This is a genomic window from Geodermatophilus amargosae, from assembly GCF_900116515.1.
GTDB classification, from domain to species: Bacteria; Actinomycetota; Actinomycetes; order Mycobacteriales; family Geodermatophilaceae; genus Geodermatophilus; species Geodermatophilus amargosae.
Map to the genome: position 1 here is coordinate 275,130 of NZ_FPBA01000001.1, position 23,970 is coordinate 299,099.

Annotated in this window: 24 protein-coding genes, 2 tRNA genes and 1 other RNA gene; 14 read left to right on the forward strand and 13 right to left on the reverse strand. The window is 75.6% G+C overall.

What is annotated here, in order from left to right; genetic code table 11:
* The first annotated feature begins 1 nt into the window (after position 1).
* Genes BM414_RS01260 through BM414_RS01270 form a run of 3 tightly spaced genes read left to right on the forward strand, consistent with a single transcriptional unit; the run spans position 2 to position 3,005 of the window.
* Positions 2 to 667 carry a D-sedoheptulose-7-phosphate isomerase gene (locus BM414_RS01260; protein WP_093577627.1) on the forward strand — a complete coding sequence of 222 codons (666 nt, stop codon included), beginning with the start codon at positions 2 to 4 and terminating at the stop codon, positions 665 to 667.
* Complete coding sequence (rfaE2, locus tag BM414_RS01265; protein WP_093577628.1) at positions 664 to 2,052, forward strand: D-glycero-beta-D-manno-heptose 1-phosphate adenylyltransferase; 1,389 nt, start codon at positions 664 to 666, stop codon at positions 2,050 to 2,052. Before BM414_RS01260 ends, rfaE2 begins: the two co-directional genes overlap by 4 nt.
* 8 nt (positions 2,053 to 2,060) lie before the next feature.
* Positions 2,061 to 3,005 carry a glycosyltransferase family 9 protein gene (locus tag BM414_RS01270; RefSeq protein ID WP_245784378.1) on the forward strand — a complete coding sequence of 315 codons (945 nt, stop codon included), beginning with the start codon at positions 2,061 to 2,063 and terminating at the stop codon, positions 3,003 to 3,005.
* On the opposite strand, the gene BM414_RS01275 is transcribed toward BM414_RS01270, so the two are convergent.
* The 7 genes from BM414_RS01275 to BM414_RS01305 form a co-directional block, all read right to left on the reverse strand.
* Positions 3,002 to 4,642 (reverse strand): VWA domain-containing protein, encoded by a 1,641-nt coding sequence (locus BM414_RS01275; protein WP_093577630.1) that lies wholly within the window; start codon positions 4,640 to 4,642, stop codon positions 3,002 to 3,004. The genes BM414_RS01270 and BM414_RS01275 overlap by 4 nt on opposite strands.
* Before the next feature lie 123 nt (positions 4,643 to 4,765).
* Positions 4,766 to 5,743: a UDP-glucuronic acid decarboxylase family protein gene (locus tag BM414_RS01280; protein WP_093577865.1), complete on the reverse strand. Its 978-nt coding sequence runs from the start codon at positions 5,741 to 5,743 to the stop codon at positions 4,766 to 4,768.
* A gap of 196 nt (positions 5,744 to 5,939) precedes the next feature.
* Positions 5,940 to 7,283 carry an ABC transporter substrate-binding protein gene (locus BM414_RS01285; protein WP_245784379.1) on the reverse strand — a complete coding sequence of 448 codons (1,344 nt, stop codon included), beginning with the start codon at positions 7,281 to 7,283 and terminating at the stop codon, positions 5,940 to 5,942.
* Positions 7,284 to 7,398: 115 nt separating this feature from the next.
* Entirely contained in the window at positions 7,399 to 8,562 is a 1,164-nt protein-coding gene (locus BM414_RS01290) for a branched-chain amino acid ABC transporter permease (RefSeq protein WP_093577632.1), read from the reverse strand.
* Positions 8,563 to 8,566: 4 nt separating this feature from the next.
* The gene (locus tag BM414_RS01295; RefSeq protein ID WP_093577633.1) at positions 8,567 to 9,448 is read right to left on the reverse strand and encodes a branched-chain amino acid ABC transporter permease; all 882 of its coding nucleotides are present in this window, start codon (positions 9,446 to 9,448) and stop codon (positions 8,567 to 8,569) included.
* 41 nt (positions 9,449 to 9,489) lie between these two features.
* On the reverse strand, positions 9,490 to 10,320 hold the full coding sequence (locus BM414_RS01300) for an ABC transporter ATP-binding protein (protein ID WP_245784380.1): 831 nt from the start codon (positions 10,318 to 10,320) through the stop codon (positions 9,490 to 9,492).
* Positions 10,313 to 11,194: an ABC transporter ATP-binding protein gene (locus tag BM414_RS01305; protein WP_093577634.1), complete on the reverse strand. Its 882-nt coding sequence runs from the start codon at positions 11,192 to 11,194 to the stop codon at positions 10,313 to 10,315. Before BM414_RS01305 ends, BM414_RS01300 begins: the two co-directional genes overlap by 8 nt.
* A gap of 175 nt (positions 11,195 to 11,369) precedes the next feature.
* On the opposite strand from BM414_RS01305, the gene BM414_RS01310 reads away from it, so the two are divergent.
* A complete protein-coding gene (locus BM414_RS01310) occupies positions 11,370 to 12,605 on the forward strand; it encodes a PucR family transcriptional regulator (RefSeq protein ID WP_245784381.1) in 1,236 nt (411 codons plus the stop codon).
* A 60-nt stretch (positions 12,606 to 12,665) separates the two neighbouring features.
* Here the strand turns inward: BM414_RS01310 and BM414_RS01315 are convergent, their stop codons facing one another.
* From BM414_RS01315 to BM414_RS01325, 3 genes are read right to left on the reverse strand one after another with little or no spacing between them, the layout of a single operon-like run.
* Positions 12,666 to 12,899, reverse strand: coding sequence for a DUF2630 family protein (locus tag BM414_RS01315; RefSeq protein ID WP_093577636.1), 234 nt, complete (start codon positions 12,897 to 12,899; stop codon positions 12,666 to 12,668).
* A 36-nt stretch (positions 12,900 to 12,935) separates the two neighbouring features.
* A complete protein-coding gene (locus tag BM414_RS01320; RefSeq protein ID WP_093577867.1) occupies positions 12,936 to 13,847 on the reverse strand; it encodes a prephenate dehydrogenase/arogenate dehydrogenase family protein in 912 nt (303 codons plus the stop codon).
* Positions 13,844 to 14,287: a PaaI family thioesterase gene (locus tag BM414_RS01325; protein ID WP_093577637.1), complete on the reverse strand. Its 444-nt coding sequence runs from the start codon at positions 14,285 to 14,287 to the stop codon at positions 13,844 to 13,846. Before BM414_RS01325 ends, BM414_RS01320 begins: the two co-directional genes overlap by 4 nt.
* Before the next feature lie 49 nt (positions 14,288 to 14,336).
* On the opposite strand from BM414_RS01325, the gene BM414_RS01330 reads away from it, so the two are divergent.
* The 5 genes from BM414_RS01330 to BM414_RS01350 all read left to right on the forward strand — a co-directional run bounded on the left by BM414_RS01330 (position 14,337) and on the right by BM414_RS01350 (position 16,735).
* On the forward strand, positions 14,337 to 14,999 hold the full coding sequence (locus tag BM414_RS01330) for an O-methyltransferase (protein ID WP_093577638.1): 663 nt from the start codon (positions 14,337 to 14,339) through the stop codon (positions 14,997 to 14,999).
* The gene (locus BM414_RS01335) at positions 14,996 to 15,514 is read left to right on the forward strand and encodes a tRNA adenosine deaminase-associated protein (protein WP_245784382.1); all 519 of its coding nucleotides are present in this window, start codon (positions 14,996 to 14,998) and stop codon (positions 15,512 to 15,514) included. Before BM414_RS01330 ends, BM414_RS01335 begins: the two co-directional genes overlap by 4 nt.
* Positions 15,511 to 16,167, forward strand: a complete 657-nt coding sequence (locus BM414_RS01340; RefSeq protein WP_093577639.1) for an HAD-IA family hydrolase — start codon at positions 15,511 to 15,513, stop codon at positions 16,165 to 16,167. The genes BM414_RS01335 and BM414_RS01340 overlap by 4 nt, the downstream gene beginning before the upstream one ends.
* Positions 16,164 to 16,637, forward strand: coding sequence for a nucleoside deaminase (locus tag BM414_RS01345; protein ID WP_245784383.1), 474 nt, complete (start codon positions 16,164 to 16,166; stop codon positions 16,635 to 16,637). Before BM414_RS01340 ends, BM414_RS01345 begins: the two co-directional genes overlap by 4 nt.
* Positions 16,638 to 16,647: 10 nt before the next feature.
* Positions 16,648 to 16,735, forward strand: a tRNA-Ser gene (locus tag BM414_RS01350).
* Between the two features lie 69 nt (positions 16,736 to 16,804).
* Here BM414_RS01350 and BM414_RS01355 read toward each other — a convergent pair.
* Together BM414_RS01355 and BM414_RS01360 are read right to left on the reverse strand one after the other, a co-directional pair.
* Positions 16,805 to 18,526, reverse strand: a complete 1,722-nt coding sequence (locus BM414_RS01355) for a serine/threonine-protein kinase (RefSeq protein WP_217644462.1) — start codon at positions 18,524 to 18,526, stop codon at positions 16,805 to 16,807.
* A 43-nt stretch (positions 18,527 to 18,569) separates the two neighbouring features.
* Positions 18,570 to 18,917, reverse strand: a complete 348-nt coding sequence (locus BM414_RS01360; protein ID WP_093577640.1) for a hypothetical protein — start codon at positions 18,915 to 18,917, stop codon at positions 18,570 to 18,572.
* 156 nt (positions 18,918 to 19,073) lie between these two features.
* On the opposite strand from BM414_RS01360, the gene BM414_RS01365 reads away from it, so the two are divergent.
* Positions 19,074 to 19,158: transfer RNA gene (locus BM414_RS01365), tRNA-Ser, on the forward strand.
* Between the two features lie 48 nt (positions 19,159 to 19,206).
* On the opposite strand, the gene BM414_RS01370 is transcribed toward BM414_RS01365, so the two are convergent.
* A complete protein-coding gene (locus BM414_RS01370) occupies positions 19,207 to 20,133 on the reverse strand; it encodes a DMT family transporter (RefSeq protein ID WP_093577641.1) in 927 nt (308 codons plus the stop codon).
* Positions 20,134 to 20,323: 190 nt separating this feature from the next.
* On the opposite strand from BM414_RS01370, the gene ffs reads away from it, so the two are divergent.
* From ffs to BM414_RS01390, 4 genes are all read left to right on the forward strand, one after another.
* An RNA gene (ffs, locus tag BM414_RS01375) (signal recognition particle sRNA small type) lies at positions 20,324 to 20,419 on the forward strand.
* 95 nt (positions 20,420 to 20,514) lie between these two features.
* Positions 20,515 to 21,189, forward strand: a complete 675-nt coding sequence (locus tag BM414_RS01380) for a YceI family protein (RefSeq protein ID WP_093577642.1) — start codon at positions 20,515 to 20,517, stop codon at positions 21,187 to 21,189.
* A 56-nt stretch (positions 21,190 to 21,245) separates the two neighbouring features.
* Positions 21,246 to 23,543 (forward strand): DNA polymerase III subunit gamma and tau, encoded by a 2,298-nt coding sequence (locus BM414_RS01385; protein WP_093577643.1) that lies wholly within the window; start codon positions 21,246 to 21,248, stop codon positions 23,541 to 23,543.
* 58 nt (positions 23,544 to 23,601) lie between these two features.
* Positions 23,602 to 23,943, forward strand: a complete 342-nt coding sequence (locus BM414_RS01390) for a YbaB/EbfC family nucleoid-associated protein (protein ID WP_093577644.1) — start codon at positions 23,602 to 23,604, stop codon at positions 23,941 to 23,943.
* The last annotated feature ends 27 nt before the right edge of the window (positions 23,944 to 23,970 follow it).

The following is a 23,970-nucleotide window of genomic DNA, read 5'->3' on the forward strand; positions in this document are numbered from 1 at the left end:
GATGAGCGCCGCTCCCCACTCCGCAGGCGAGGTCGTCTCGCCCGACGCCTGCACCCACCTCACCGGCCGCGACCACGTGGCCTCGCTGACGGCGGCGCTGCGCAGCCTCGACGGGTCGGTCGACACCCTCGACCGCTGGGGCCGGCTGCTGGCCGACGTCCTGTGCGGCGAGTCCCGCGGGCGCCTGCTGGCCGCGGGGAACGGGGGCAGCGCCGCGCAGGCGCAGCACCTGACCGCCGAGCTGGTGGGCCGCTACCGCGCCGACCGGCCGCCGTTCTCCGCGATCTGCCTGACCGCCGAGACCTCCTCGCTGACCGCGATCGCCAACGACTACCCGGCCGACGAGCTGTTCGCCCGCCAGGTCGAGGCGCACGGCCGCGCCGGCGACGTCCTGGTGCTGCTGTCGACGTCGGGCCGCTCGCCCAACGCCGTCGCGGCGGCCCGCCGGGCCCGCGAGTGCGGCATCACCGTCCTGTCGATCACCGGCCCGGCACCCAACCCGCTGGCCGCGGCCTCCGACGAGGCGGTCTGCGTCGACTCCCCGTGGACGGCGACCGTGCAGGAGTGCCACCTGGTGGCGCTGCACCTGCTGTGCGCGGCCTTCGACGCCGCGGTGCTGGCCGAGCCGGCCGGGGTGCCGCAGACGCGCCTCGGGGTCGCCCGGTGAGTGGGGCGGGCGGGGGAGCCGTCGTCGTCGTCGGTGACGCGCTGCTCGACGTCGACCTGGTCGGCAGCGCCTCGCGGCTGACCCCGGACGCACCGGTGCCGGTGGTCGAGGACCTGGAGACCCGCGAGCGCCCCGGCGGTGCCGCGCTGGCCGCCGTCGTCGCGGCGCAGGCCACCGGCCGCGAGGTCGTGCTCGTCGCCCCGCTCGCCGACGACGAGGGCGCCACGCGGCTGCGGGCGCTGCTGGCCGGACGGGTGCGGCTGGTCGCCGTCCCGGCCACCGGCGGGACCGCGGTCAAGCAGCGGGTGCGCGTGGGCGACCACTCGGTGGTGCGCCTCGACAGCGGCTCGGCCACCGTCACCCTCGGCGAGCTCCCGGCCGGGGCGACCGCCGCCATCCGCGACGCCGCGGCCGTGCTCGTCGCCGACTACGGGCGCGGCACGACGTCCGACCCCGCCGTCCGTGCCGCGCTGGCCGGGGCGCGCGGGCCGGTGGTCTGGGACCCGCACCCGCGCGGCGCCGACCCGGTGCCCTCGGTGCGACTGGTCACCCCCAACGCGTCCGAGGCCGCCCGCGTGGCCGCCGCCGGGGGCGTGCCGGCCGAGGGCGACGGCCTGGCCGCCGTCGGCGCGCGGGCGGAGGCGCTGATCCGGCACTGGGGCGTGGGCGCGGTCGCGGTCACCCTGGGCGCCCGCGGCGCGCTGCTGTCCTACGGCGAGGGCGCGCCGATGGTCGTGCCCGCCGTCCCGGTCACCGGTGGCGACCCGTGCGGCGCCGGTGACTCCTTCGCCGCCGCGGCCGCCCTCGCGCTGGCCGACGGCGCGGTGACCGGCGAGGCGGTGGCCGCCGCTGTCGCCTTCGCCGGGCGGTTCGTGGCCGCGGGAGGCGCCTCGGCGTGGGACGCCTCGACCGTGCGCGAGCCGGACGTGGCCGCCGAGGACGGCGTCTCCTCCCTGCTGGCGCGGGTGCGCGCCTCCGGCGGGACCGTGGTGGCCACCGGCGGCTGCTTCGACCTGCTGCACGCCGGCCACGTGGCCACGCTGCGCGCCGCCCGCGGGCTCGGCGACTGCCTGGTGGTGTGCATCAACTCCGACGACTCGGTGCGCCGGCTCAAGGGCCCCTCCCGGCCGCTGGTGACCGCCGCCGACCGGGCGCGGGTGCTCGAGGCGTTGGAGTTCGTCGACGCCGTCGTGGTGTTCGGCGAGGACACCCCCGCCGAGGTGCTCGACCGGCTGCGGCCCGACGTCTGGGCCAAGGGCGGCGACTACGCCGGCGCCGATCTGCCCGAGGCCGCGGTGCTGCGCCAGTGGGGCGGCCAGGCCGTCGTCCTGCCCTACCTCGACGGCCACTCGACCACCGCCCTGGTCGAGCGCTCACGGGTCTAGCGGCGGAGATGGCCACTCCTGCAGCGCCGGACGGGCGGCCGGTGGCGGTCGTCCTGCGGCCGCTCGGGCTCGGCGACCTGCTCACCGGCGTCCCGGCGATCCGGGCGGTGCGGGCCGCCGTGCCGGGCCACCGGCTGGTCCTCGCGACGACGACCGCGCTCGCGCCGCTGGCCGGCCTGGTCGACGCCGTCGACGAGGTGCTGCCCGCCCGCGAGCTCGCGCCGCTGGACTGGGACGGGCCGCCGCCCGAGCTCGCCGTCGACCTGCACGGCAAGGGGCCGGCCTCGCACGTCGTCGTCGCCGACCTGCACCCGGCGCGGCTGCTGACCTTCGCCAGCCCCGGCTATCCCGGCCCGACCTGGTACGCCGACGAGCACGAGGTCCGGCGCTGGTGCCGGCTGGTGTCCGAGGGCCTGGGCGTCGCGGCCGACCCCGACGCCCTCGACCTCGCCGTCCCGGCCGTGTCCCCGCCGGTGACCGGGGCCGTGCTGGTGCACCCCGGTGCGGCCTTTCCCGGTCGGCGCTGGCCCGCCGAGCGGTTCGCCGCCGTGGCGCGCTCCCTCGCCGACGCCGGGCACGACGTCCGGATCACCGGCGGTCCGGCCGAGCGGGACCTGGCCTGCGCCGTCGCTCGCGGGGCAGGGCTGGGGGAGGATGCGGTGCTCGCCGGGACGACGTCGACCCTCGAGCTGGCCGCCACGGTGGCCACCGCCCGGGTCGTCGTCAGCGGCGACACCGGCGTGGCGCACCTGGCCACCGCCTACCGCCGTCCCTCCGTGGTGCTCTTCGGCCCGGTGTCCCCGGCGCTGTGGGGCCCGCCGCCGCGGCCGCAACACCTCGTCCTGTGGCACGGGGACGGCGCCGGCGACCCGTGGGGCACCGAGCTGGACCCGGCCCTGGCGCGGATCACCGTCGACGAGGTGACCGCCGCGCTGGACCGGCTCCTCGCCTAACGCTGGCGGAGGGCGTCGAAGAGGACGTCCTGCAGGTCGGTCGGGTCGACGGCGGAGTAGGCGGCCCCACCGGTGGCCGACGCGATCTGCTCGAGCGCCGCGATGTCGGCGTCCGGGCCGAGCGCGACGCCGATGACCTTCACCGGCCGCTGCGGGTCGGCCTCGTCCCGCAGCGTCTGCAGCAGCTCGTCCAGCGGGATGCCGCTGGAGTCCTCGTTCGTGCCGTCGGTGATGAGCACGACGCTGCTCACGGCGTCCGGGTCGTACTGCTCCCGCGCCGCGCGCACCGCCCCGAGGGCCGTGTCGAACAGGCCCGTGCCGCCGGGGGACAGCCGGTCGGGGAGGGACTCGAACTGCTCGGCCAGGAACTCGCGCTGCGTGCCGCCGTCGACGTCGGCGTCCATCTCGCGGATGGGGGCGAGCTCGATCCAGTCCTGCTCGCCCTGCAGCTGGTAGGCGAAGGCCCAGATGCCGCCCGACGCGTTGCCCGGCAGGAGCTCCAGGGCGCTGAGAGCGGCGTCGCGCATCAGGGTGGCGCGCGTGCCGTCCCCGGCGGGGGCCTCCATCGACTGCGACACGTCCATGACCGTCAGCAGCCGGGACGGGGCGGCCAGCCGGGCGAGCTCGGCCAGCAGGTCCGTCACCTGCTCGCCGTCGACCGCGAGCACCTCGGGCGCCTCCTCCTGCACGCCGGGGCCCGGGTCGGTCGGCGCGGTCCCCTCCGCGTCCCGGAAGCCGGCGTCCAGGACGGCGGTGCGCGCGGCCTCCGAGGTCAGCCTGCGGACGACGGCGTCCACGGCGGCGCGGTCGTCGTCACCGGGGGAGCCCACCCGCAGCACCGGGTAGTCCAGGGCGGGGGAACCCTCGGCCGGGTAGACGGCGACCAGCGAGGAGTCCTCGGCGCCGCGGTTGACGCTGATGACCTCCTGCTCGCTCATCGGCAGCAGCGGGGCTGCGGCGTCGCCGGCCTGGGCCGCGGCGAGCGCCTCGGCGGGGGTGACGGACGGGCCGCGGCGCGCGGCGAGCACGGCCTGCACGACGGCGTTGTCCGCGGCGTCCCCGCCACCCAGCGACGAGCGGACGGCGGCCAGCGCGGCGACGCCCTCGGCGCTGGTGGCGAGGTCCGGGACGGCGACCGGGCGCGCACCGGAGAGCGCCTGGCTCCACGGCGGCGGCGAGGCGCTCCAGCCCAGCTCGTCGGCGGCCGCGCTGCTCGTGCCCAGGACCACCGGAGAGGTGGCCATGGAGCCCGACGCGTCGAGCGGGGCGTCGCCGGCGCGGACCGCCCACAGGAAGCTGTCGGGCACCCACACCTGCGGCAGCCCGGACCCCCCGAGGGCGCCGAGGTCGCCGACGGTCTGCAGCGGCTCCTGAGCGGTGACCTCGGCCGCCGCGCAGGCGCCGCCACCGAGGTCCTGCGGCTCGGCGAGGAGCTCCTGGGCGACGTCGCCGAGCTCGGGGGCGACGGTGACCCGGATCGTGCGGGTGGTCTCGCAGCCGTCGCCACTGCCCGAGCCGGCCAGCCACCACACCACGCCGCCGGCCACGAGAGCCACGACGACGAGCGCGACGATCAGCGCGACGGGTGCAGGTCGCTGTACGCGGCGCGCGGAGGTGGTGTCGGCGTGGCGGCCCATCGATCGCTCTCCGTCGGTGTCCGGTTCCTCGGCGTGCCTCTGGACCGCCGCGCACCAGCGTAGAGGTGAATCGGGACAGGGTGGGGTGGGACCGCACACTCACCGGGTCCGGCCCCCGGAGGGTCAGCCCGCGCGCAGCGCGGCGGTCTCCCGCTGCTCGGCGAACCAGGCCACCGTGCGGCGCAGGCCCTCCTCGGAGGGGACCGTGGGTCGCCAGCCGAGCAGTTCCTCGGCCCGCCGGGTGTCGGGGCGGCGGACCTTCGGGTCGTCGACGGGCAGGTCGATGTAGGAGATCTCCGACGACGACCCGGTCAGCTCGACGATCCACTGCGCCAGCCGCAGCATCGACAGCTCGTCGGGGTTGCCGATGTTCACCGGCCCCGGCTGGTCGGACCAGGCCAGGGCGAGGATGCCGCGGACGGTGTCGTCGACGTAGCAGATCGAGCGGGTCTGCGAGCCGTCGCCGGCGACGGTCAGCGGGCGCCCGGCCAGTGCCTGGCCGACGAACGCGGGGATCGCGCGGCCGTCGTCGGGGCGCATCCGGGGGCCGTAGGTGTTGAAGATCCGCACGATGCCGGTGTCGGTGCCCTTCGACGTCCGGTAGGCGGTGGTCATCGCCTCGCTGAACCGCTTGGCCTCGTCGTACACGCCGCGCGGGCCGACCGGGTTGACGTTGCCCCAGTACTCCTCGGGCTGCGGGTGCACCAGCGGGTCGCCGTAGACCTCGGAGGTCGAGGCCAGCACGTAGCGGGCGCCCTTCTCGTGCGCCAGGCCGAGCGTGTGCAACGTGCCGAGGCTGCCGACCTTGAGCGTCTCGATCGGCATCTTCAGGTAGTCCAGCGGGCTGGCCGGCGAGGCGAAGTGCAGCACGAGGTCCACCGGGCCGGGCACGTGCACGAAGTCGGTGACGTCGCAGCGCACCAGGCGGAAGCCGGGGTGCTCCATCAGGTGGACGACGTTCTCGGGCGTGCCGGTCAAGAAGTTGTCGAGGCACACCACCTCGACGCCGCGCTCGAGCAGGTGCTCGCACAGGTGGGACCCGAGGAAGCCGGCCCCGCCGGTCACCACCGCCCGCCGGATCGTCCGTGCCGCACGCACCATGCCTGCTCCCGTCGTCTCGCCGTCCCGCACCGTGCGCAGGACCTGCAGCATCCCCTACCCGGAGATCAACTCCCGACACTTCGGGAGCTGAGTGTCCCCTCCCCCACCCGGAACGGCGAACGGGCCGCCGGTCCCCGGGAGGGGACCGACGGCCCGTTCGTCGGTCAGAGCGACCCCGAGAAAACGGGGTCCTCGCTCAGTTGATCGGCTCCTCGTCCGGGATGCCGCTCTCCGGCGGGCTGGCCGGCTCGTTCTCGGCCTCGGTGATCTCGGCGTCGCCGTTGTCGGTGACGAGCACCGGCGTCAGCTCCTCCGAGCCCTCACCCAGCAGCCGGCTGACGAGCATGCCGCTGTAGCCGGCGTGCTTGTCCTCCGAGTAGCGGAAGGGCGCGAAGCCCGGGCCCTGCCACTCGGACCCGGCCTGCTCGACGGCGGCGACCAGGTCGTCACGCGTCGGGTTCTGACCGGCGGACTGCAGCGCCTGCACCATCGTGTAGGCCTGCGACATGCCGTAGGCGCGGTAGTTGCTGAGCTCGCCCTCCTGGCCGGACTCCTCCCAGACCCGCTGCCACAGCTGGGTCCACTCGTTGTCCGGGTTGTCCACGCCGGGGATGTACTCGGTGGTCAGCACGCCGTCGAGCAGGCTGGCGTCACTGATCGCGCCCTCGGAGAAGCGGGCCAGCAGCGAGCCGACCAGCACCGGGTCCGAGCCGACGTTCGAGTAGAACCACTGCGGGTCGTAGCCGAGCTGGAGCGCGGTCAGCTGCGACAGCGCCGTGTAGCTGGGCACGTTGAAGCCGAGGATGAAGTCCGCCCCGGCGGCCTGCAGGGCGGAGATCTGCGGACGGACGTCGGTGTTGCCCGGGACGTAGGTCTCCTCCGCGACGATCTGGTCCTCGAGGAACTGACGGGCGCCGGCCGAGCCGTCCTCGCCGAAGTCGTCGCCCTGGAGGAACAGGCCGACCTTGGCGTCGGGGAAGTTCTCGGCCACGTACTGACCGATGATCTTGCCCTCGATCTCGTAGTCGGGCTGCCAGCCGAAGGTGTAGGGCTTCTCCTCCGGGTCGTCCCACAGGCGCGAGCCCGACGACACGAACAGGTCGGGCACGCCCTCGCTGTTGAGGAAGTCGGTGACCGCGTTGTGGGTCGGCGTGCCGAGGCCCGACATGATGGCGAACACCTCGTCCTCGAGGACGAGCTGGTTGACGACCTGGCTGGTGTTGGTCGGGTTGTAGGCGTCGTCGCGGTAGACGAACTCGATCTGCCGGCCGTTGACCCCGCCGTTGGCGTTGACGAAGTCGAAGTACGCCTGGACACCGGTCGGGATCTCGCTGTAGCCGGGCGCCGCGACGCCGGTCAGCGGGTAGTGCGCGCCGAGCTTGATGCTGTCCTCGGTGATGCCGATGTCGGAGGCCTCGTTCTCCGCGCTGTCGCCGCCCCCGCCACCCCCACCGGAGTCGCCGCCGCCACAGGCGGCCAGGGTGGTGGCGACGGTCGCCGCGGCCACGAAGCTGACGAGGCGTCGTGAGGATCTTGTCAACGGTTCTCCTCTGGAGCGAACCCGGGCGCCTGTGCCCGGGGGGTCTGGATGGGGTCAGTGGAGCTGAGCCGGCCGCTGGGCCGGATCGGGGGACAGCCGACGGGGTCCCGGCTGCTCACCCCCCGGTGCGCGCGCCGGCCCGGCGGGCGCGCTGCTTCATCCAGGCCAGCCGGATCGACCCGACCAGACCGGCCGGGGCGAACAGCATGACCAGCACGAGGATCACGCCGTACACGACGTAGGAGATCTCGGCGGCCTGGGCGGCGTCCATGTCCAGCGACTCACCGGCGTCCCGGAGCACGCGCGGCAGGAACACCAGCAGCGCCGAGCCGATGAGCGCCCCGAGGAGGCTGCCCAGACCGCCGATGACGATGGCGGTCAGCAGGGACAGGGACAGGACGATGGTGAAGGCGGTCGGTGCGGTCAGGCGGACGACGAGCGCCAGCACGGCTCCCGCCAGCCCCGCCGCGGCCGCGCTGACCAGGAAGGCCAGCACCCGCCACGTGCCGAGGTTGATGCCGGCGAGCTCGGCGGCCACCTCCTGGTCACGCACCGCCCGCCACGTGCGCCCGACCCGGCTGCGCATCAGGTTGGCCAGCAGGAAGTAGGTGATCAGCAGGCACGCGACCGCGATGTAGGCGATCCACTTGACGCCCGAGGCGGAGTTGCCCGACAGCGTGCGGATGCCCTCGACGAACCAGTCCGGGCGGTCCGGGGACGACACCGTGAGGCCCTGCTCGCCGCCGAGGAAGCTCCGGAAGTACAGCGCCAGGCCCGGCAGGCCGACCGCCAGGGCGAGCGTCGCGCCGGCCAGGTAGGGGCCGTGCAGGCGGGCCGCGGCCACCCCGACGATCGCGCCCACGACCGACGTGAGCGCCACCGCGGCCAGGAAGATGACGATGAGCGGCAGCGGCTCCTCGACGTCGAGCAGCAGGGCCGTCGTGTACGCGCCGACGGCCATGAGGGCGCCGTGGCCGAGGGAGATCTGACCGTTGAGGCCGGTCAGGAGGGTCAGGCCGCCGGCTGCGATCGCGTAGAAGGCGACGTAGCCGATCTGGGCGTTGAAACCGAGGTCGGTCGACTCCAGCAGGATCACCGCGCCGACGGCGCAGAGGACCAGCACGAGCAGGTGCCGCAGCAGCGTGTTCCGCGGCAGGAACGTGCGGCCGCCGGCAGCCTGCGCGGAGCTGGCGTTGCTCGCGGCGGTGGCCGTGCTCGGCGCTTCGGAGGTGGCCGCGCCGGCGGCCGGGGACGAGGCGGGGGTCTGCAGGTCGCTCACGGTGCTATGCCCTCCGCGTCTGGGTCGTCGAGAAGAGGCCGCCGGGCCGCACGAGCAGGACCACGACGAGGATGACCAGCGCGGCGAGGCCGACGAGGGTGTCGTCGATGTAGCCGCGGACGTAGCTGAGCGCCAGCCCGAGCAGCAGCCCGCCGACGACGGCGCCGATCGGGGAGTCCAGGCCGCCGAGGACCGCGGCGACGAAGCCGAAGACGATCAGCGAGTCCATGAACGTGGGCGCCACGAAGGTGACCTCGGCGGCGATGAGCATGCCGGCCAGCGACCCGACGACGGCGGCCAGCGCCCAGCCGAGGGTGAGCATCCGGCCGACCCGGACGCCGAGCAGCCGGGCGACCTCCTGGCCGAAGGCCGAGGCCCGCATCGCCAGGCCGACACGGGTGAAGCGGAACAGCGCGATGAGCCCGACCATCACCAGCAGGACCGCGCCGAGGGTGAACAGCGTGTTGGGGCTCAGCGCGAGCGTGAAGTCGCCGGCCCTGAAGCCGATCGTGGAGAACGGTGCGACGAACGCGCGCTGGTTGACCCCGAACAGCACCGAGATCAGCGCCTGGATGGCGATGAACAGACCGAGCGTGACGATGACCGCGTTGAGCTCCGGGCCACCCTCGACCGGCCGGATGACCACGCGCTCGACGACGGCGCCGATGACCAGCCCGGCGACCAGGGCGACGGCCAGGCCGACCCAGTAGGACTGGCCGCCCTCGATGAGGGACAGGGCGATGAAGGTCGTGAGGGCGGCCATCGCGCCCTGCGCGAAGTTGACGATCCGGGTGGACCGCCAGATCAGCACCAGGGCGAGGGCGAAGGCGGCGTAGACCGCGCCGATGATCACCCCGCCGAGGGTGAGGTTGACGAACTGCTGCACGTGGGGGCTGCCTTCCTGGCGTCGCGGAGGAGCGGGAGGGGCTAGAAGCCCAGGTAGGCGTGGCGGAGGTCCTCGTCGCCGGCGAGCCGGTGGGCGTCGTCGGTGACCACGACGCGGCCGAGGTTGAGGACGACCCCGGTGTCGGCCACGGACAGCGCGCTGCGGGCGTTCTGCTCCACCAGCAGCACCGACAGGCCCTCGGTGTCGACGAGCCTGCGGAGCAGCGCGAAGATCTGCGCCACGATCCGCGGGGCCAGGCCCAGCGAGGGCTCGTCGAGCAGCAGCAGCTTCGGCCGGGCCAGCAGTGCGCGGCCGATGACCAGCATCTGGCGCTCGCCGCCCGAGAGCGTGTGCGCCGTCGAGGTGCGGCGCTCCTTGATCCGCGGGAAGAGGTCGTAGACCCGGTCGAACTCGTCCTGCCCCACCTTGCCGCGGAACAGCGAGCCGACCCGCAGGTTCTCGTCGACGGTCAGCTCGGCGATGACGCCGCGGCCCTCCGGCACGTGCGACATGCCCTTGGTGACCATCGCCTCGACCGGTGACCGGGTGACGTCCTCGCCGTTGAGGAGGACCCGGCCGGCGGTCGGGCGGACCAGACCGCTGATGGTGCGCAGCAGCGTCGTCTTGCCCGCGCCGTTGGCCCCCAGCACCGCGGTGATCCGGCCCTGCTCGGCGCGCAGGGTGACGCCGTCGAGCGCCTTCACGGGGCCGTAGGACGCCGACAGGCCCTCGACCTCGAGGACGCCCTGCGCCGTCGCGGTCCCGCCGCCGGCGATCACGCTGCTCCCCGTCGCCGCGCCCCGGCCGGTGTCGCCCTTCGACAGGCCGACCCCGGCGGCGCCTGCCGCGGTGCTGCCGTGCGCCTCAGCCACGCTGGGTCCCCCCGTCGATGCCCGCCAGCTCGCTGACGTCGGTCGTGTCGTCGACGGCGTCGCCGAGGTAGGCCTCGGTGACCGCCGGGTCGTTCTGGACCTCCGCCGGGGTGCCGGCGGCGATCTGCTTGCCGGAGTCCAGGACGGTGATCTGGTCGCACACGCGCATGACCAGGTCCATGTGGTGCTCGACGAGCAGGACGCTCATCCGGCCCGAGAGGTGACTGATGAGGTCGCCCAGCTCGCGCATCTCCTCCTCGCTCAGACCGCTGGCCGGCTCGTCGAGCAGCAGCAGCTCGGGCTCGGCGACCAGCGCGCGGGCCAGCGCCACCCGCTTCTGCACGGGGTAGGGGAGGCTGCCGGGGTAGCGGGCGGCGTACCCGTCGGCGTCGAGCTCGGCCAGCGACGTCATGGCCCGCTCGCGCAGCCGGGCGTCGTCCTTGTCGGAGGTCGGGATGGCGAACAGCGCCGAGAAGAAGCCGGCGCGGGCGTGCTTGTGCGCGCCGACCATCACGTTCTCGAGCACGGTCAGGCCGGGGAACAGGCCCACGCCCTGCAGGGTGCGGGCGATGCCCAGCTTGGACAGCTGAGCGGGTCGGAGCCGCCGCAGCTCCTCGCCTCGCCAGGTGATCCGGCCCTCGGTGTTCCGGACCAGCCCGCAGGCGACGTTGAACATCGTCGTCTTGCCGGCCCCGTTCGGTCCGATGAGGCCGTGCACCTGACCCGGCTCGACGGTCAGCGACACGTCGGTCAGGGCCTTGATCCCGCCGAAGGCGACGCTGATCCCGGTCATCTCGAGCCGGGCGGTGGGCGATCGGTCCTCGTACGGGGTGCTGCTGCCTGTGGTGTCCGGCGGCTGCGCCAAGGTGCCCACGTCTCCTCTGCGTCGGGGAGGTCGCTCGGTCCCGCCGGGCGCACTCGCGCGTCGATTGGGTCACGGCTACGTCCGTATGAGACTGCTGGCCGGTGAGGGCCGTCACAATGGGCTGACCGCACAGTGATGGGTGCCACGTGTTGTGCTCTGTGCGATGAACACCGGAGGTGATCGCGTGCGGACTGCCCCCTGGGGGGTCGAGGAGCGCCTCGCTGAACTCGTGCCGGTGCTGCTGGACCGGCTCGACGAGATGACCGACCGGATGGTGGAGATCCTCGTCGAGACCGAGCCTGCGTACCGCGAGGCCATGGCCGGCGGTGATCCGCAGATGCGCGCGACGTTGCGGCGCAACCTCGAGGTCGGCGTCCGCGGGCTGCGGCCCGACGTGCCCGCCGCCTACCACCAGAGCCACGCCGAGGGCGCCCGCGCCGTCGGCCGCCTGCGGGCCGCCCAGGGCATCCCGCTGGAGGCCGTGCTGCGCGCCTACCGGCTCGGCGGTCAGATCACCTGGGAGGCGCTGGTCGCGCTCTCCCGCCAGGGCGACCGGCACGACGACGGGCTGCTGCTCGAGGTCGCCGGCTCCCTGTGGCGCACCAACGACCGCGGGTGCAGCGCCGCCGCGGAGGGCTACCGGGCCGAGGAGCGGCGCCGCTCGGGTCTCGACGCCGTCGAGCGGCAGCGGCTGCTCGACGGGCTCCTCGACGGCCGCGGGGGCGATCCCGCGTTCGCCCGCACCGCGGCCGAGCTGCTGTCGGTGCCGCTGGCGGGACGGCTGGCGGTCGTCGTCGCCCCGGTGCGTGACGAGGGCGACGAGCCCCTGGACCCGGCGGCGGCGCTCCTCAAGCGCGGCATCCGCTCCGCGTGGGGCACCCGGTCGCAGGCCTCGGTGGGCGTGGTCGGGCTGGGCGCCCGCCGGCTGCCGGAGCTGCTGGCCTGGCTGGGCGCGGTGGCCACCGGCCCGGTGGGGGTGTCCTCGGTGGTCGAGGGCGCGGCGGCCGTGGCCGGCGCGTACCGGCTGGCCGAGACCGCCGCGCGCACTCTGCCCGACGGCGCCGCGCGGGTGGTGACCATCGACGACCGGCTGCCCGAGGCGCTGCTGAGCAACTCCCCGGAGATCATGTCCCGGCTGGTCGGCCAGACCCTCGGCCGGCTGCTCGAGCTGCCCGGGGACGAGCGCGAGGTGCTGCTGGAGACGCTGTCGGCCTTCCTCGACGCCGACGCCTCACCGACCCGTGCCGCCGACCTCCTGTACTGCCACCGCAACACGGTCATGCACCGGCTGCGGCGCATCGAGTCGGTGACCGGCCGCAAGCTCACCGACCCCCGGGCCCGGCTGCTGTGGCAGCTCGCCCTGCTGGGCACCGGTCACCACGATGCCGGCCACCGTCGGCCGGTCCGCGACTCCGCCTGATCGGCCCCCTGCAGGGTTCCGCCGCGAGCTCGCGAGTGGTGGGGGCAGGGGGTCCTTCGACTACTGGAGGTAGCCCTCGACCTCGGACCTCGGGCGCACCTCGGCGCTGTCGGGGTCCTCGTCGTACTGCCGCTTGGCGTCCCGCTGGCGGATCAGGTCCCAGAGCTGGTCCCGCTCCTCCTCGATCTGCCGGAGCCGGGCGCGCTGCTCGTCGGTGTGCTCCCCGCTGTCGCGTAGCCGGTGCTCCTCCTCGACCAGCGCGTCGATGCGGCTGCGGATCTCGCTGTCGTCCATGACCGCTCCCTGCCCGCCGCAGCGGAGGCGAAACGGTCAGCGCTCGGGCACCCAGCCCTCGACGAAGGCGGCCAGCCGCTGGGTGACCGCGCCGCCGGCCCGGCCCAGCGCCAGCAGTGCCGCCCGGTCCAGCGGCACCCGGACCGCGCGCCGGCCGGCGGTGGCGGTGCGCACCTCGTGCCCCGCGGCGACCAGGTCGGGCCACGGCCGGTCCAGCTGCACGCGCACCCGCGCCAGTGCGGCCGCCGTCGGACCGGCGTTGCCCTCGACCATCGCGGTGACGAGGGCCGGGTCGCTGCCGATCACCCGCGTGCCGTCGCGGAAGCTGCCGGCCGCCAGCGCGAGCGCCAGCGGCCCCGCCTCGCCGACCGCCGCGGCCAGCGCCGCGGCCAGCAGGTGGGGCACGTGGCTGACCGCGGCCACGGCGTCGTCGTGCTCGGCGGCGGTCACCGGCACCACCTCGGCGCCGGCGTCGAGGGCCACCTCCGCCGCCCGCAGCCAGCGTCGCAGGTCGGTGCCCGGCTCCAGGCACAGCGCCCACCGCGCACCCTGGAACAGGCCGGGGTCGGTGGCGGTGTGGCCGGACCGTTCCGTCCCGGCCATCGGGTGCCCGCCCACGAACCGGTCGCCGAGTGCCGCGCCCACCGAGGCCAGCACGGGGACCTTCACCGAGCCGAGGTCGGTGACGGTGGCGGCCGGGTCGACGTCGAGACCGTCGAGCGCGCCGGCCATCGCCGGCAGCGGCACCGCCAGGACGACGACGCCGCCGAGCTCCCGCGTGGTGCGCACGCCGCGCGCCGCGGCCGCCTCGCGCGCCGCCGGGTCGACGTCCCACCCGGACACCTCGCGGCCGGCCGCGACGAGCGCGGCGGCCAGCGACCCGCCGAGCTGGCCCAGGCCGACCACCGCGACCGGCGGCCTCGGCATGGTGGGGACGGGGAGGGTCATGCCGGCGGCCCCCACGGCTGGTCGGTGCGGAAGACGCGGGCCAGCGCGGTCGCCACGAGCCGGCCGTCCTCCCCGCGGGCGTCGATGCGGTAGACGGCGGTGCGGCGGCCGCGGTGCAGCTCGGTGCCCTCGGCGACCAGCCGCTCACCGGGCCGGCCGGCGGTCAGGAACTCGGTGTGCACGTCCTGCGCGACGGCCACCGTGCCGTGGCTGTTGCTCACCGCGGCGTGGACGACGTCGAGCAGCGCCATCGTCGCGCCGCCGTGCGCGGTGCCCAGGGCGTTGAGCAGCCGGGGGCCCACGGTCATGCCCGCGCGGGCGTAGCCGGGCTGCACCTGCTGGAGCTCGATGCCCAGCAGTTCGGCGAGCGGGTCGGCCGCCAGGCGGTCGAACAGCGCGGGGTCGACCTCGGCTCCGTCGTCGGGTGCGGCATCGGCCATGATCAGAGGCTATGACCCCGCCGTCCGTGACCCCCGCGCTGGACAGCCCGTGACGCCGCGGTCGTTCCTCCTGACGCAGGAGGTCTCCGACTACGTGCGGGCCAGCTCCGAACCGCTGGACGAGGTGGCCGCCGCGCTGGTGGCCGAGACCGCGGAGCTCGCCGACCGGGGCGAGGTCCCGGCCACGTTCCAGGTCGCGGTCGAGCAGGGCGTGCTCATGCAGCTGCTCACCGGCGCGCTCGGCGTCCGGCGGGCGGTCGAGATCGGCACGTTCACCGGCTTCTCCGCGCTGTGCATCGCCCGCGGGCTGGCCGACGGCGGCCGGCTGCTGTGCCTGGACCGCAGCGAGGAGTGGACGGCGATCGCGCGCCGCCACTGGGAGCGCGCCGGCGTCGCCGACCGGGTCGAGCTGCGCCTGGGGGAGGCGCTGGACCTGCTGCGCGCGGTGCCCGTCGAGCCGGTGTTCGACCTGGCCTTCGTCGACGCCGACAAGGCCGGGTACCCCGCCTACGTCGAGGAGCTGCACCCGCGGATGCGGCCGGGCGGGGTCGTCCTGCTGGACAACACGCTGCGCAGCGGCCGGGTCCTGGCGCCGGTCTCGGAGGAGGACCACGTGCTCGTCGCGCTCAACGCCGCGCTGGCCACCGACCCGCGGTTCGAGACGGTGCTGCTGCCGCTCGCCGACGGCCTGACCGTGCTGCGGGTCCGGTGAGCGCCCCGGAGCCGGCCCTGCCGGCGAGCACGTGGCCGCCGAGCTGGGCGGTGCGGGTCAGCCGCCGCGGCGGCGGGTGGCGGGTGCAGCTGCTGGCCGCCGACGCCTCCGACGAGCTGCCGGTCCTCGAACGGGCGCTGGGGGAGCCGGGTGCGGAGGAGTGGCCGCCGCCGTTCGTCGTCGTCGTCGACTCGCGGCTGTACTTCGTCGTGCTGCGGCACGGCCCCGGTGGCATGGTCCGGGCGCTGATCTCCGACGCCACCATGCAGGAGTGGGTGCTCGGCGCCGAGGTGGTCGAGCGGTACGGGATCGCCGTCGACGAGGACGGCGCCTTCGACGACGACGAGACCGGATGGCCGGGAGGGGACCTGGACGTGTTCTCCGACGACGGACTGCCCGCGGACGACCTGCGGCCGATCGTGACCGCCGACGACCTGTGGGCCGACGAGATGGTCGCGCGGATCGCCGCCCGGCTGGGCTTCGCCGACGAGCTGGCCGCGGCGGTGGGCGCATGACCGCCACGGTGTCGGCCGTGGTCTTCGACCTCGGCGGCGTCATCACCGAGAGCCCGATGCCGGCCTTCGCCGCCTACGAGGCCGAGGCCGGGCTTCCGGACGGGCTCATCCGGCGGCTCAACAGCACCAACCCGGACGCCAACGCCTGGGCGCGGTACGAGCGCAACGAGCTCGACGTCGAGGGGTTCGTCGACACCTTCGAGGCCGAGGCGCTGGCCGCCGGGCACCGGGTCGATGCCCGCCGGGTGCTGGCCGCGCTGTCGGGGGAGGTCCGCCCGGAGATGGTCGAGGCGGTCCGCAGCCTGCGGGCCGCCGGGCTGCCGCTGGGGATGCTGTCGAACAACGTCGCGCCCATGGAGCGCACCGGCCGGCTGGCCGGGCTGCTCGATCTGTTCGACGCCGTCGTCGAGTCCTCGCTGGAGGGGGTGCGCAAGCCCGAGCCGGAGATCTACCGGCGGGCACTGGCGCGGCTCAACGAGGCCACGGGCCGGGACCTCGCCTTCGCCGACTGCGCCTACCTCGACGACCTGGGGATCAACCTCAAGCCGGCCCGCGCGCTGGGCATGCACACGATCAAGGTGGCCGACCCCGCCGACGCGCTGGCCGAGCTGTCCGCGCTGGTCGGCCTCCCCCTGGCCGGCGCCCGCGCGTGAGCCCGCCGGACGACGTCGTCGACGCGGCGATGGGCCGTGCGCTCGGGCTGGCCGCCGCGGCGCAGGAGTGGGGCGACACCCCGATCGGCGCCGTCGTCCTCGGTCCCGACGGCGCGGTGCTGGCCGAGGCGGCCAACGAGCGCGAGAAGCGGGGCGACCCCACCGCGCACGCCGAGGTGCTGGCCCTGCGCGCGGCCGCCGGGGTGCACGGCGACGGGTGGCGGCTGACCGGCGCGACGCTCGTCGTCACGCTCGAGCCCTGCACGATGTGCGCCGGCGCGAGCGTGCTGGCCCGGGTCGAGCGGGTCGTCTACGGCGCCGACGACCCGAAGGCCGGGGCCGCCGGGTCGCTGTGGGACGTCGTCCGCGACCGCCGGCTCAACCACCGCCCGCAGGTGACCGGCGGGGTGCGCGCCGAGGAGAGCGCGACACTCCTACGCGCGTTCTTCCGCCGGAAGCGGGGCCTGTAGTCTCTTCGGCGGTGGCGTGTCCGAGCGGCCGAAGGAGCACGCCTCGAAAGCGTGTGAGGTGCAAGCCTCCGTGGGTTCAAATCCCACCGCCACCGCCAGCGGTCCACGACGGCGGCGCCCCTGAGCGGGGCGCCGCCGTCGTCGTCTCCGGGTGTCGGCGGGGCGGGTCAGGCCACCACGTCGAGGTCGACCAGCAGCTCGCCGTCGTCCCCGCGGACGAAGGTCACCGCGTGCGTCTCCACCAGGCGCTCCCCGGGCCGGACGAACTCCACCCGGCTGGTCGCGGTGAGGCTGTCGCCCTCGTCGGTGACGTCCTGCACGTCGATCAGCGACACCTCGTCCCAGCGGCCGAAGAAGTCGCTGTAGTAGCCGAGGCTCGCCCGCGACCGCAGGCTCGGCCCGGTCATCGCGTAGGCGCTCTCCGGGTCGCCGGGCAGGTACTCGTAGTACTCCTCGAGGGTCTGGCGCACCTCGTCCGCCGGGTCGGCAGCGGGGTCGGACGCCGACTCCTCGGCGTCCGTCGCGGGCGCCTCCTCCGCGGTGTCCTCGGTGGGCTCCTCCGGCGCCGGTGCCGGCTCGGTCGTGGAGTCGGCGCTCTCCGACGTGGTCGCGCCGGCCGGACCCGGCGACGTCGGGCCGGCCGACGGGCTGCCGCCGTCGCCGCCGCGCAGGGCGAGCCAGGTGCCGAGCGCCGCCAGCACCACGAGCAGCACCAGCGCGGCGACCAGCAGCGGACCGCGGCGGCGCTTGCGGGGGCCGACCAGCGGCACCGGCCGCTCGTCGGGCGGGACGGACGGGGGACCGGACGCCGGGCCGGGTCCCGGCTCCGGTCCCGGGGTGGGGGCGGGCGGCTCCGAGAGGGTCGGCGGGTCCTGCCGGACCGGCGGGCCCGGCGGGTCCGGCGGAGCGTCCGCCGGGGCGACGACGGGCTGGACGGCGGTCGGCGGGCCGGTGCGCTGCGGCTCGGCGGCGAACCGGGCGGTCCGGTTCCGGCCGCGCGGGGTCTGCAGGTCGGTGCGGGCCAGGAGCACCGTCGTCGGGTCGCCGTCGCGGCCGGCGGCGAGCTTCACCAGGACGTCGCGGACCTCGGGCATCCCCGGCCGGTCGGCGGGGTCCCGGGCGAGCATCCGCAGCAGCGGGCGCTCCAGTGACCCGGCGTGCCGGGGCGGCCGGATCTCCCCGCCGGCCACCCGGTGCAGCAGGCGCAGCGCGTTGTCGTCCATGCCGAACGGCGGCTGGCCCTCCACGCAGGTGTAGAGCGTGGCGCCGAGGGAGAAGACGTCGCTGGCGGGCGTCATCTCGCTGCCCTGCGCGACCTCGGGGGCGAGGAAGGCCGGCGTCCCGGTGATCTGGCCGGTCTGCGTGAGCGTGACGTCACCGCTGGCGTGCGAGATGCCGAAGTCGGTGATCTTGACCAGGCCGTCGATGCGGTCGCCGCGGCCGATGAGCACGTTGGCGGGCTTGACGTCCCGGTGCACGATGCCGGCCGCGTGCACCGCCGCCAGCGCGTCGGCGAGCTGGGCACCGACCTGCGCCGCCTGGTCGGTACGCAGCGGCCCGTCCTCGGCGAGCACCTCGGCCAGGCTGCGGGAGGGCAGGTACTCCATCACCAGCCACGGCACACCCTGCTCGAGCGCGACGTCGTAGACCGAGATCGCGTGCGGATGGCTCAGCCGCGCGGCGATCCGGCCCTCGCGCAGGGCCCGCAGGCGCTGCTGGTCGGTCGTCTCCGGGTCGGCGCCGGCCGCCAGCAGGACCTGCTTGACGGCCACCTGCCGGTCGAGGAGCTCGTCGCGCCCGAGCCACACCGCGCCCATGCCACCGCCGCCGATGCGCTCCAGCAGGCGGTAGCGGCCGGCCACCAGGCGGCCCGGGACGGTCGAGGTCACCGGCGTGTCCTACCCCACCGGGGACGTCCCGGCACGGGGAGGGTCAGACCGCGCTGGGGACGCCGTAGCGGCGCGCGTACTCCTCCTGCGCGCCCTCGGGCAGGACGTCGTAGAGCTCACCCAGCTGCTCGACCGCGTCGGGCTCGAGGTCGTCGAACAGCCGGGACCACGTCGGCGGCTCGTCGTAGCTGCGGGTCAGCAGCAGCTCCCAGGCCCGCGTCTGCCGGTCGCGCTTGCCCCGCTCGGCGGCGAACTCCGACAGGTAGCGGTCCTTGGCCGCCGCCTTCTCCTCCGCCGTCGCCGAGGGCGGCAGCCCCGCGGGGTCGGCTCCGCGCAGTACGTCCGCGATGGCGTCCACGACCTCCGGTCGGACCTGCCCCGGATCGCTCATCCGCCTACCTCCTCCTTGCCCCCGCGCAGTGCCCCCGTGCGACACCCGCACCGGTCCAGCCTGCCCCGTGCCGGCCGTGACGACCACCCGGGGCGACAGGCGGTCCCGGGGCGTCGGCTGACCCGCGTCCCCGTGACCGGTAGGATCGTCGGCACGGGAGGATTCGCCTAGTGGCCTATGGCGCTCGCTTGGAAAGCGGGTTGGGGGCAACCCCTCGGGAGTTCGAATCTCCCATCCTCCGCAGGTGCGCGACGGGCCCCCGGCCGACGGCCGGGGGCCCGTCGCGCGTTCAGGCCCCGGCCACCGGCTCCGGCGACCGCCGCATCCGGTGGAGGTACAGCCCGGCCACGGCCGCGAGCAGCAGCAGCCCCCCGGCCACGGCCCCCGGCGCCAGCCGCTCGCCCAGGAACGCGGTGGCCAGCACGGTCGCGGCGAGCGGCTCGAGCAGCGTGACGATCGAGGCGACCGCGCCGGGCACCGTCCGCACGCCGGTGAAGAACAGGCCGTAGGCCAGTGCGCTGGGCACCAGCCCCAGGTAGAGCAGCACGGCGAGCGTGCCGCCGTCCGTGGGGAACGAGGGTCCATCCGCCAGGACGACGGGGGTGAGCAGCAGCGCGCCGCCGGCGAACCCGGCGAGGGTGACGGGGACACCGGCCGGCACGCCTCCGCCGGCGAGGGTGACGACGGCGTAGCCCAGCGCCGACCCGCTGGCGACGAGCGCGCCGAGTAGCACCGCCGTGCCCGTGCCGGCGCCTGCGGAGACGCCGACGAGCAGGGTGAGTCCCACCAGCGCGACGGTCAGGGCGACGAGCGTCGCCCCGTCGGGCCGGCCGGAACCGAGCAGGGTGCCGCCGACGGCGATGAGCAGCGGCGCCAGGCCGAGGGCGACCAGCGTGGCGATGCTGACGCCCGCCCGCTCGACGGCGCTGAAGTAGGCGAGCTGGTAGGCGGCCAGCCCCACGCCGACGAGGACGAGCCGGACGGCCACCGGGCGGGTCACGCGGACGGCGGGGCCGCGCCGGGCGACCGTCACCGCCCAGGCGACCGTGAGGGCCGCCGCCCCGATGGTCAGGCGGTACCAGGCGACGTCGAGGGCGGACAGGTCGCTGCGGTCGGTGATGACACGGCCGGACAGGCCGGCGGTGCCCCAGCACAGCGAGGCGAGGACGACGAAGAGGAACCCGCGGCTCGACGCGGGGGAGGAGGGGGTGGACACGACGCTCCTGGGCGCTGGTTCCGGACGGGGGAACAGAGTCCGGAGCACGGCGCAGCGGCGGCCGGGCAGGCTGCCGGCCGCGGGGTCAGCCCGCGGTGCTCCGGGTCAGGAGCGTGGCGGGGGCAGGACGAGGGCGCGCCGGGAGGTCATGGACCGGGAGGCTAGCGGCCGGCGTCCTCTACAGTGGTGCGCAGACCCCTCGTGTGGCGTCACCCTGTGAACCTCCCCAGGGCCGGAAGGCAGCAAGGATAAGCGGGCTCTGGCGGGTGCGCGGGGGGTCCCTTTTCGTCTTCGGAACGTCACGGGGCCGTGGCGCGTCTCACAGCTGCCTGCCAGGTTGGTGGGTGAGCATCCTTGAAACGGCAAGGAGAGGAGCTCGTCATGGCCCGTGGCCGCCGTCGTGCCTGGTGGATCGTCGGGGGCGTCCTCGCGCTGCTCGCCCTCGGCCTGGGTCTGGGCCCGCTGGTCTACGCCGCCCTGGAGGAGGACGCCGCCGCGGCCCCGACCGTGCAGGCGCAGCCCTCCGACGTCGAGCTGGCCCCGAGCACCGACGGGACCTGGGCGATCGGCCCCGGCTCCTCGGCCGGATACCGCGTCGACGAGGTGCTCAACGGGGCGAACGTGACCGTCGCCGGCACCACCGGGCAGGTCGCCGGCTCGGTCGCCGTCCAGGGCGGGGACATGGCCTCGGCGGAGGTCACCGTCGACGTCGCCAGCATCAGCACCGACAGCGGCCAGCGCGACGCCTACTTCCGCAGCAACGTCATGGACGTCGCCACGCACCCGACCGCCACGTTCACCGTGCAGGGGCCGGTGGACCTGCCCGAGCTGTCCGGCACCCCGGTGACGGTCCCGGTGAGCGGCGACCTCACCCTGCGCGGCCAGACCCGCCCGGTGCAGGCCGACCTCGCCGTCGTCCGCACCGCCGAGGGCGTCGAGGTCTCCGGCGCCGTCCCGGTCGTGTTCTCCGACTTCGGCATCTCCGCGCCCGACCTGGGCTTCGTGCGGGTCGAGGACCGCGGGCAGATCGAGTTCCTGCTCGAGCTGACGATGTGACACGGACGGCGTCCCGGTGCTGCCGGGACGTCGTCCCTGCCACGTAACCTCGCCGCGTGGCTCTGGCGCTCTACCGGAAGTACCGCCCGGCGACCTTCGCCGAGGTGGTCGGCCAGGAGCACGTGACCACCCCGCTGGTCAACGCCGTCGACGGCGGCCGGATCAACCACGCCTACCTCTTCAGCGGGCCACGCGGCTGCGGCAAGACGTCGTCGGCGCGGATCCTCGCCCGCTCGCTCAACTGCGAGCAGGGGCCGACGTCGACCCCGTGCGGCGTGTGCGGTTCGTGCGTGGCGCTCGCGCCCGACGGCCCCGGCTCGCTCGACGTCATCGAGATCGACGCGGCCAGCCACGGTGGTGTCGACGACGCCCGTGACCTGCGGGAGCGGGCGTTCTTCGCGCCGGTCAGCAGCCGCCACAAGGTCTACATCGTCGACGAGGCCCACATGGTGACCACGCAGGGCTTCAACGCCCTGCTCAAGGTGGTCGAGGAGCCGCCGGAGTTCCTCGTCTTCGTCTTCGCGACGACCGAGCCGGACAAGGTGCTGTCCACGATCCGCTCGCGCACGCACCACTACCCGTTCCGCCTGGTCCCGCCGACGACGCTGCGCGGCCTGCTGGAGAAGACCTGCGCCGCCGAGGGCGTGCAGGTCGAGCCCACGGTGTTCCCGCTGGTCGTGCGGGCCGGCGGCGGGTCGGTGCGCGACTCGCTGTCGATCCTCGACCAGCTGCTGGCCGGCGCCGGACCCGAGGGCGTCACCTACGCCAGCGCCGTCGGGCTGCTCGGCGTCACCGACGACGCGCTGCTCGACGAGGCCATCGACGCGCTGGCCGCCACCGACGCCCCGGGGGTGTTCCGCGCCGTCGACCGCGTCGTCGAGGCCGGGCACGACCCGCGCCGGTTCGCCACCGACCTGCTCGACCGGCTGCGCGACCTCATCGTCCTCGACGCCGTCCCCGACGCCGGCGGCAACGGCCTGCTCGACTGCCCGCCCAACCGGCTCGACCTCATGGTCCAGCAGGCCAGGGCGCTGGGGTCGGCGACGCTGTCGCGGCTGGCCGACACCGTGCACGCCGGGCTGACCGACATGCGCGGGACCACCGCGCCGCGGCTGCTGCTGGAGTTGGTCTGCGCGCGGATGCTGCTACCGGCTCACGACGACGCCGGCACGGGCGCGCTGCAGCGCCTCGAGCGCCTCGAGCGGCGGCTGGCGATCGGCGGGGTCCCCGAGGCGGGCGCCGGTCCTGCGGCCGTCGCGGCGCCGGTGCGCGAGCCCGCCCGCCCCGAGCCCGCCCGCCCCGAACCCGCCCGCCCCGAACCCGCCCGCGCCGAGCCCGCGGCCGCCGAGCGCGGCGGTGCGGCGCGGCCCGCGTACGTCCGCCCCTCCCAGCGCAGCGCGCAGCCGGCTCCGGGGCCCGTGCCGCCTGCCGCCCCGGCCTCCGCCGCCCCGGCCTCCGCCGCGTCCTCCGCCCCGTCCCCGGCCGCCGCAGCCGCCTCCGACGACTGGCCGGAGACCACACGGCCCGGCTCGGGGGCGTCCCGACCGGCCCCGGCCGCCGCAGCCGCCTCCGACGACTGGCCCGAGACCACGCAGCCGGGCTCGGCGACGCCCCGTCCGGCACCCGCCCCGGCCGGCGCCCGGACCGGCGCGCGCGTCGTCAGCGGTGAGCCCGACATCCCGCTGCCGCCCGAGCCGACCGACGACGAGGACTGGTCGCACCAGGCCCAGCCCGACGCGGCCCGTGCCGCGGCGGCCCGGGTCGCCGAGCCACGGCCGCCGGCGGCACCGCCGCGGGCCGCCGCAGAGTCCACGCCCGCCCCGCGCGGCGGCGAGCCGACCCCTCTGGTGTCCGCCGACCCGGCAGGCAGCGGGGGAGCCGGCGAGGGCGGGCTGACCACCGGCGACGTCCGCCGCGTGTGGCCCGAGCTCCTCGCCGTCGTCAAGCGGCACAAGCGCACGACCGAGGCGCTGCTCAAGAACGCCCAGGTCCACGAGCTGCGCAACAGCGTCCTCACGCTGTCCACCTCGTCCCCGGCGCTGGCCCGCCGGATCGGCGACGACCTCAACAAGGACGTGCTGCGCGAGGCGCTCAACGAGCTGCTCGGCGTGCGCTGGAAGGTCGAGGCGGTCGTCGAGGGCGCCACCTCCGGCGGAGGCGCGACCGGGCCGTCGCCCGAGGCGGCGCAGGAGGCCGCCCAGGCGGCCGAGGCCGCGGAGGCGCGCGAGCTCATGGCCCAGCGGGCAGCCGAGGCCGACGACCCCGCCCGCGACCGGGAGCCCGCCATGGACCCGGAGCAGGCGGCGCTCGCCCTGCTCCGTGCCCAGCTGGGTGCCCGGCCCGTGGAGTCCTGACCGGGCCGGTGCCGGTCGCCGTCCCCCGGATGTCCGACCGTCGGCATAGGCTCGGGGCATGTTCCCCGGTGGTGGCCAGCCCGACCTGTCGGCGATCCTCCAGCAGGCCCAGCAGATGCAGCAGGCCCTCGCTGCCGCGCAGGAGCAGCTCGCCTCCGAGGAGGTCACCGGCTCGGCCGGCGGCGGCCTCGTCACGGCCACGATGACCGGCGACGGCGAGCTCCAGGCGGTCACGATCGCGCCGTCGGCCGTCGACCCCGACGACGTGGAGACCCTGCAGGACCTCGTCGTCGCGGCCGTCCGCGACGCCTCGCGCATGGCCAGCGAGCTCACCGCCGACCGCATGGGTCCGCTGGCCGGCGGTCTCGGCGGCGGCTTCCCCGGGCTGCCCGGCGCCTGACCGGCGCCGGCCTCCCTTCTCCCCAGA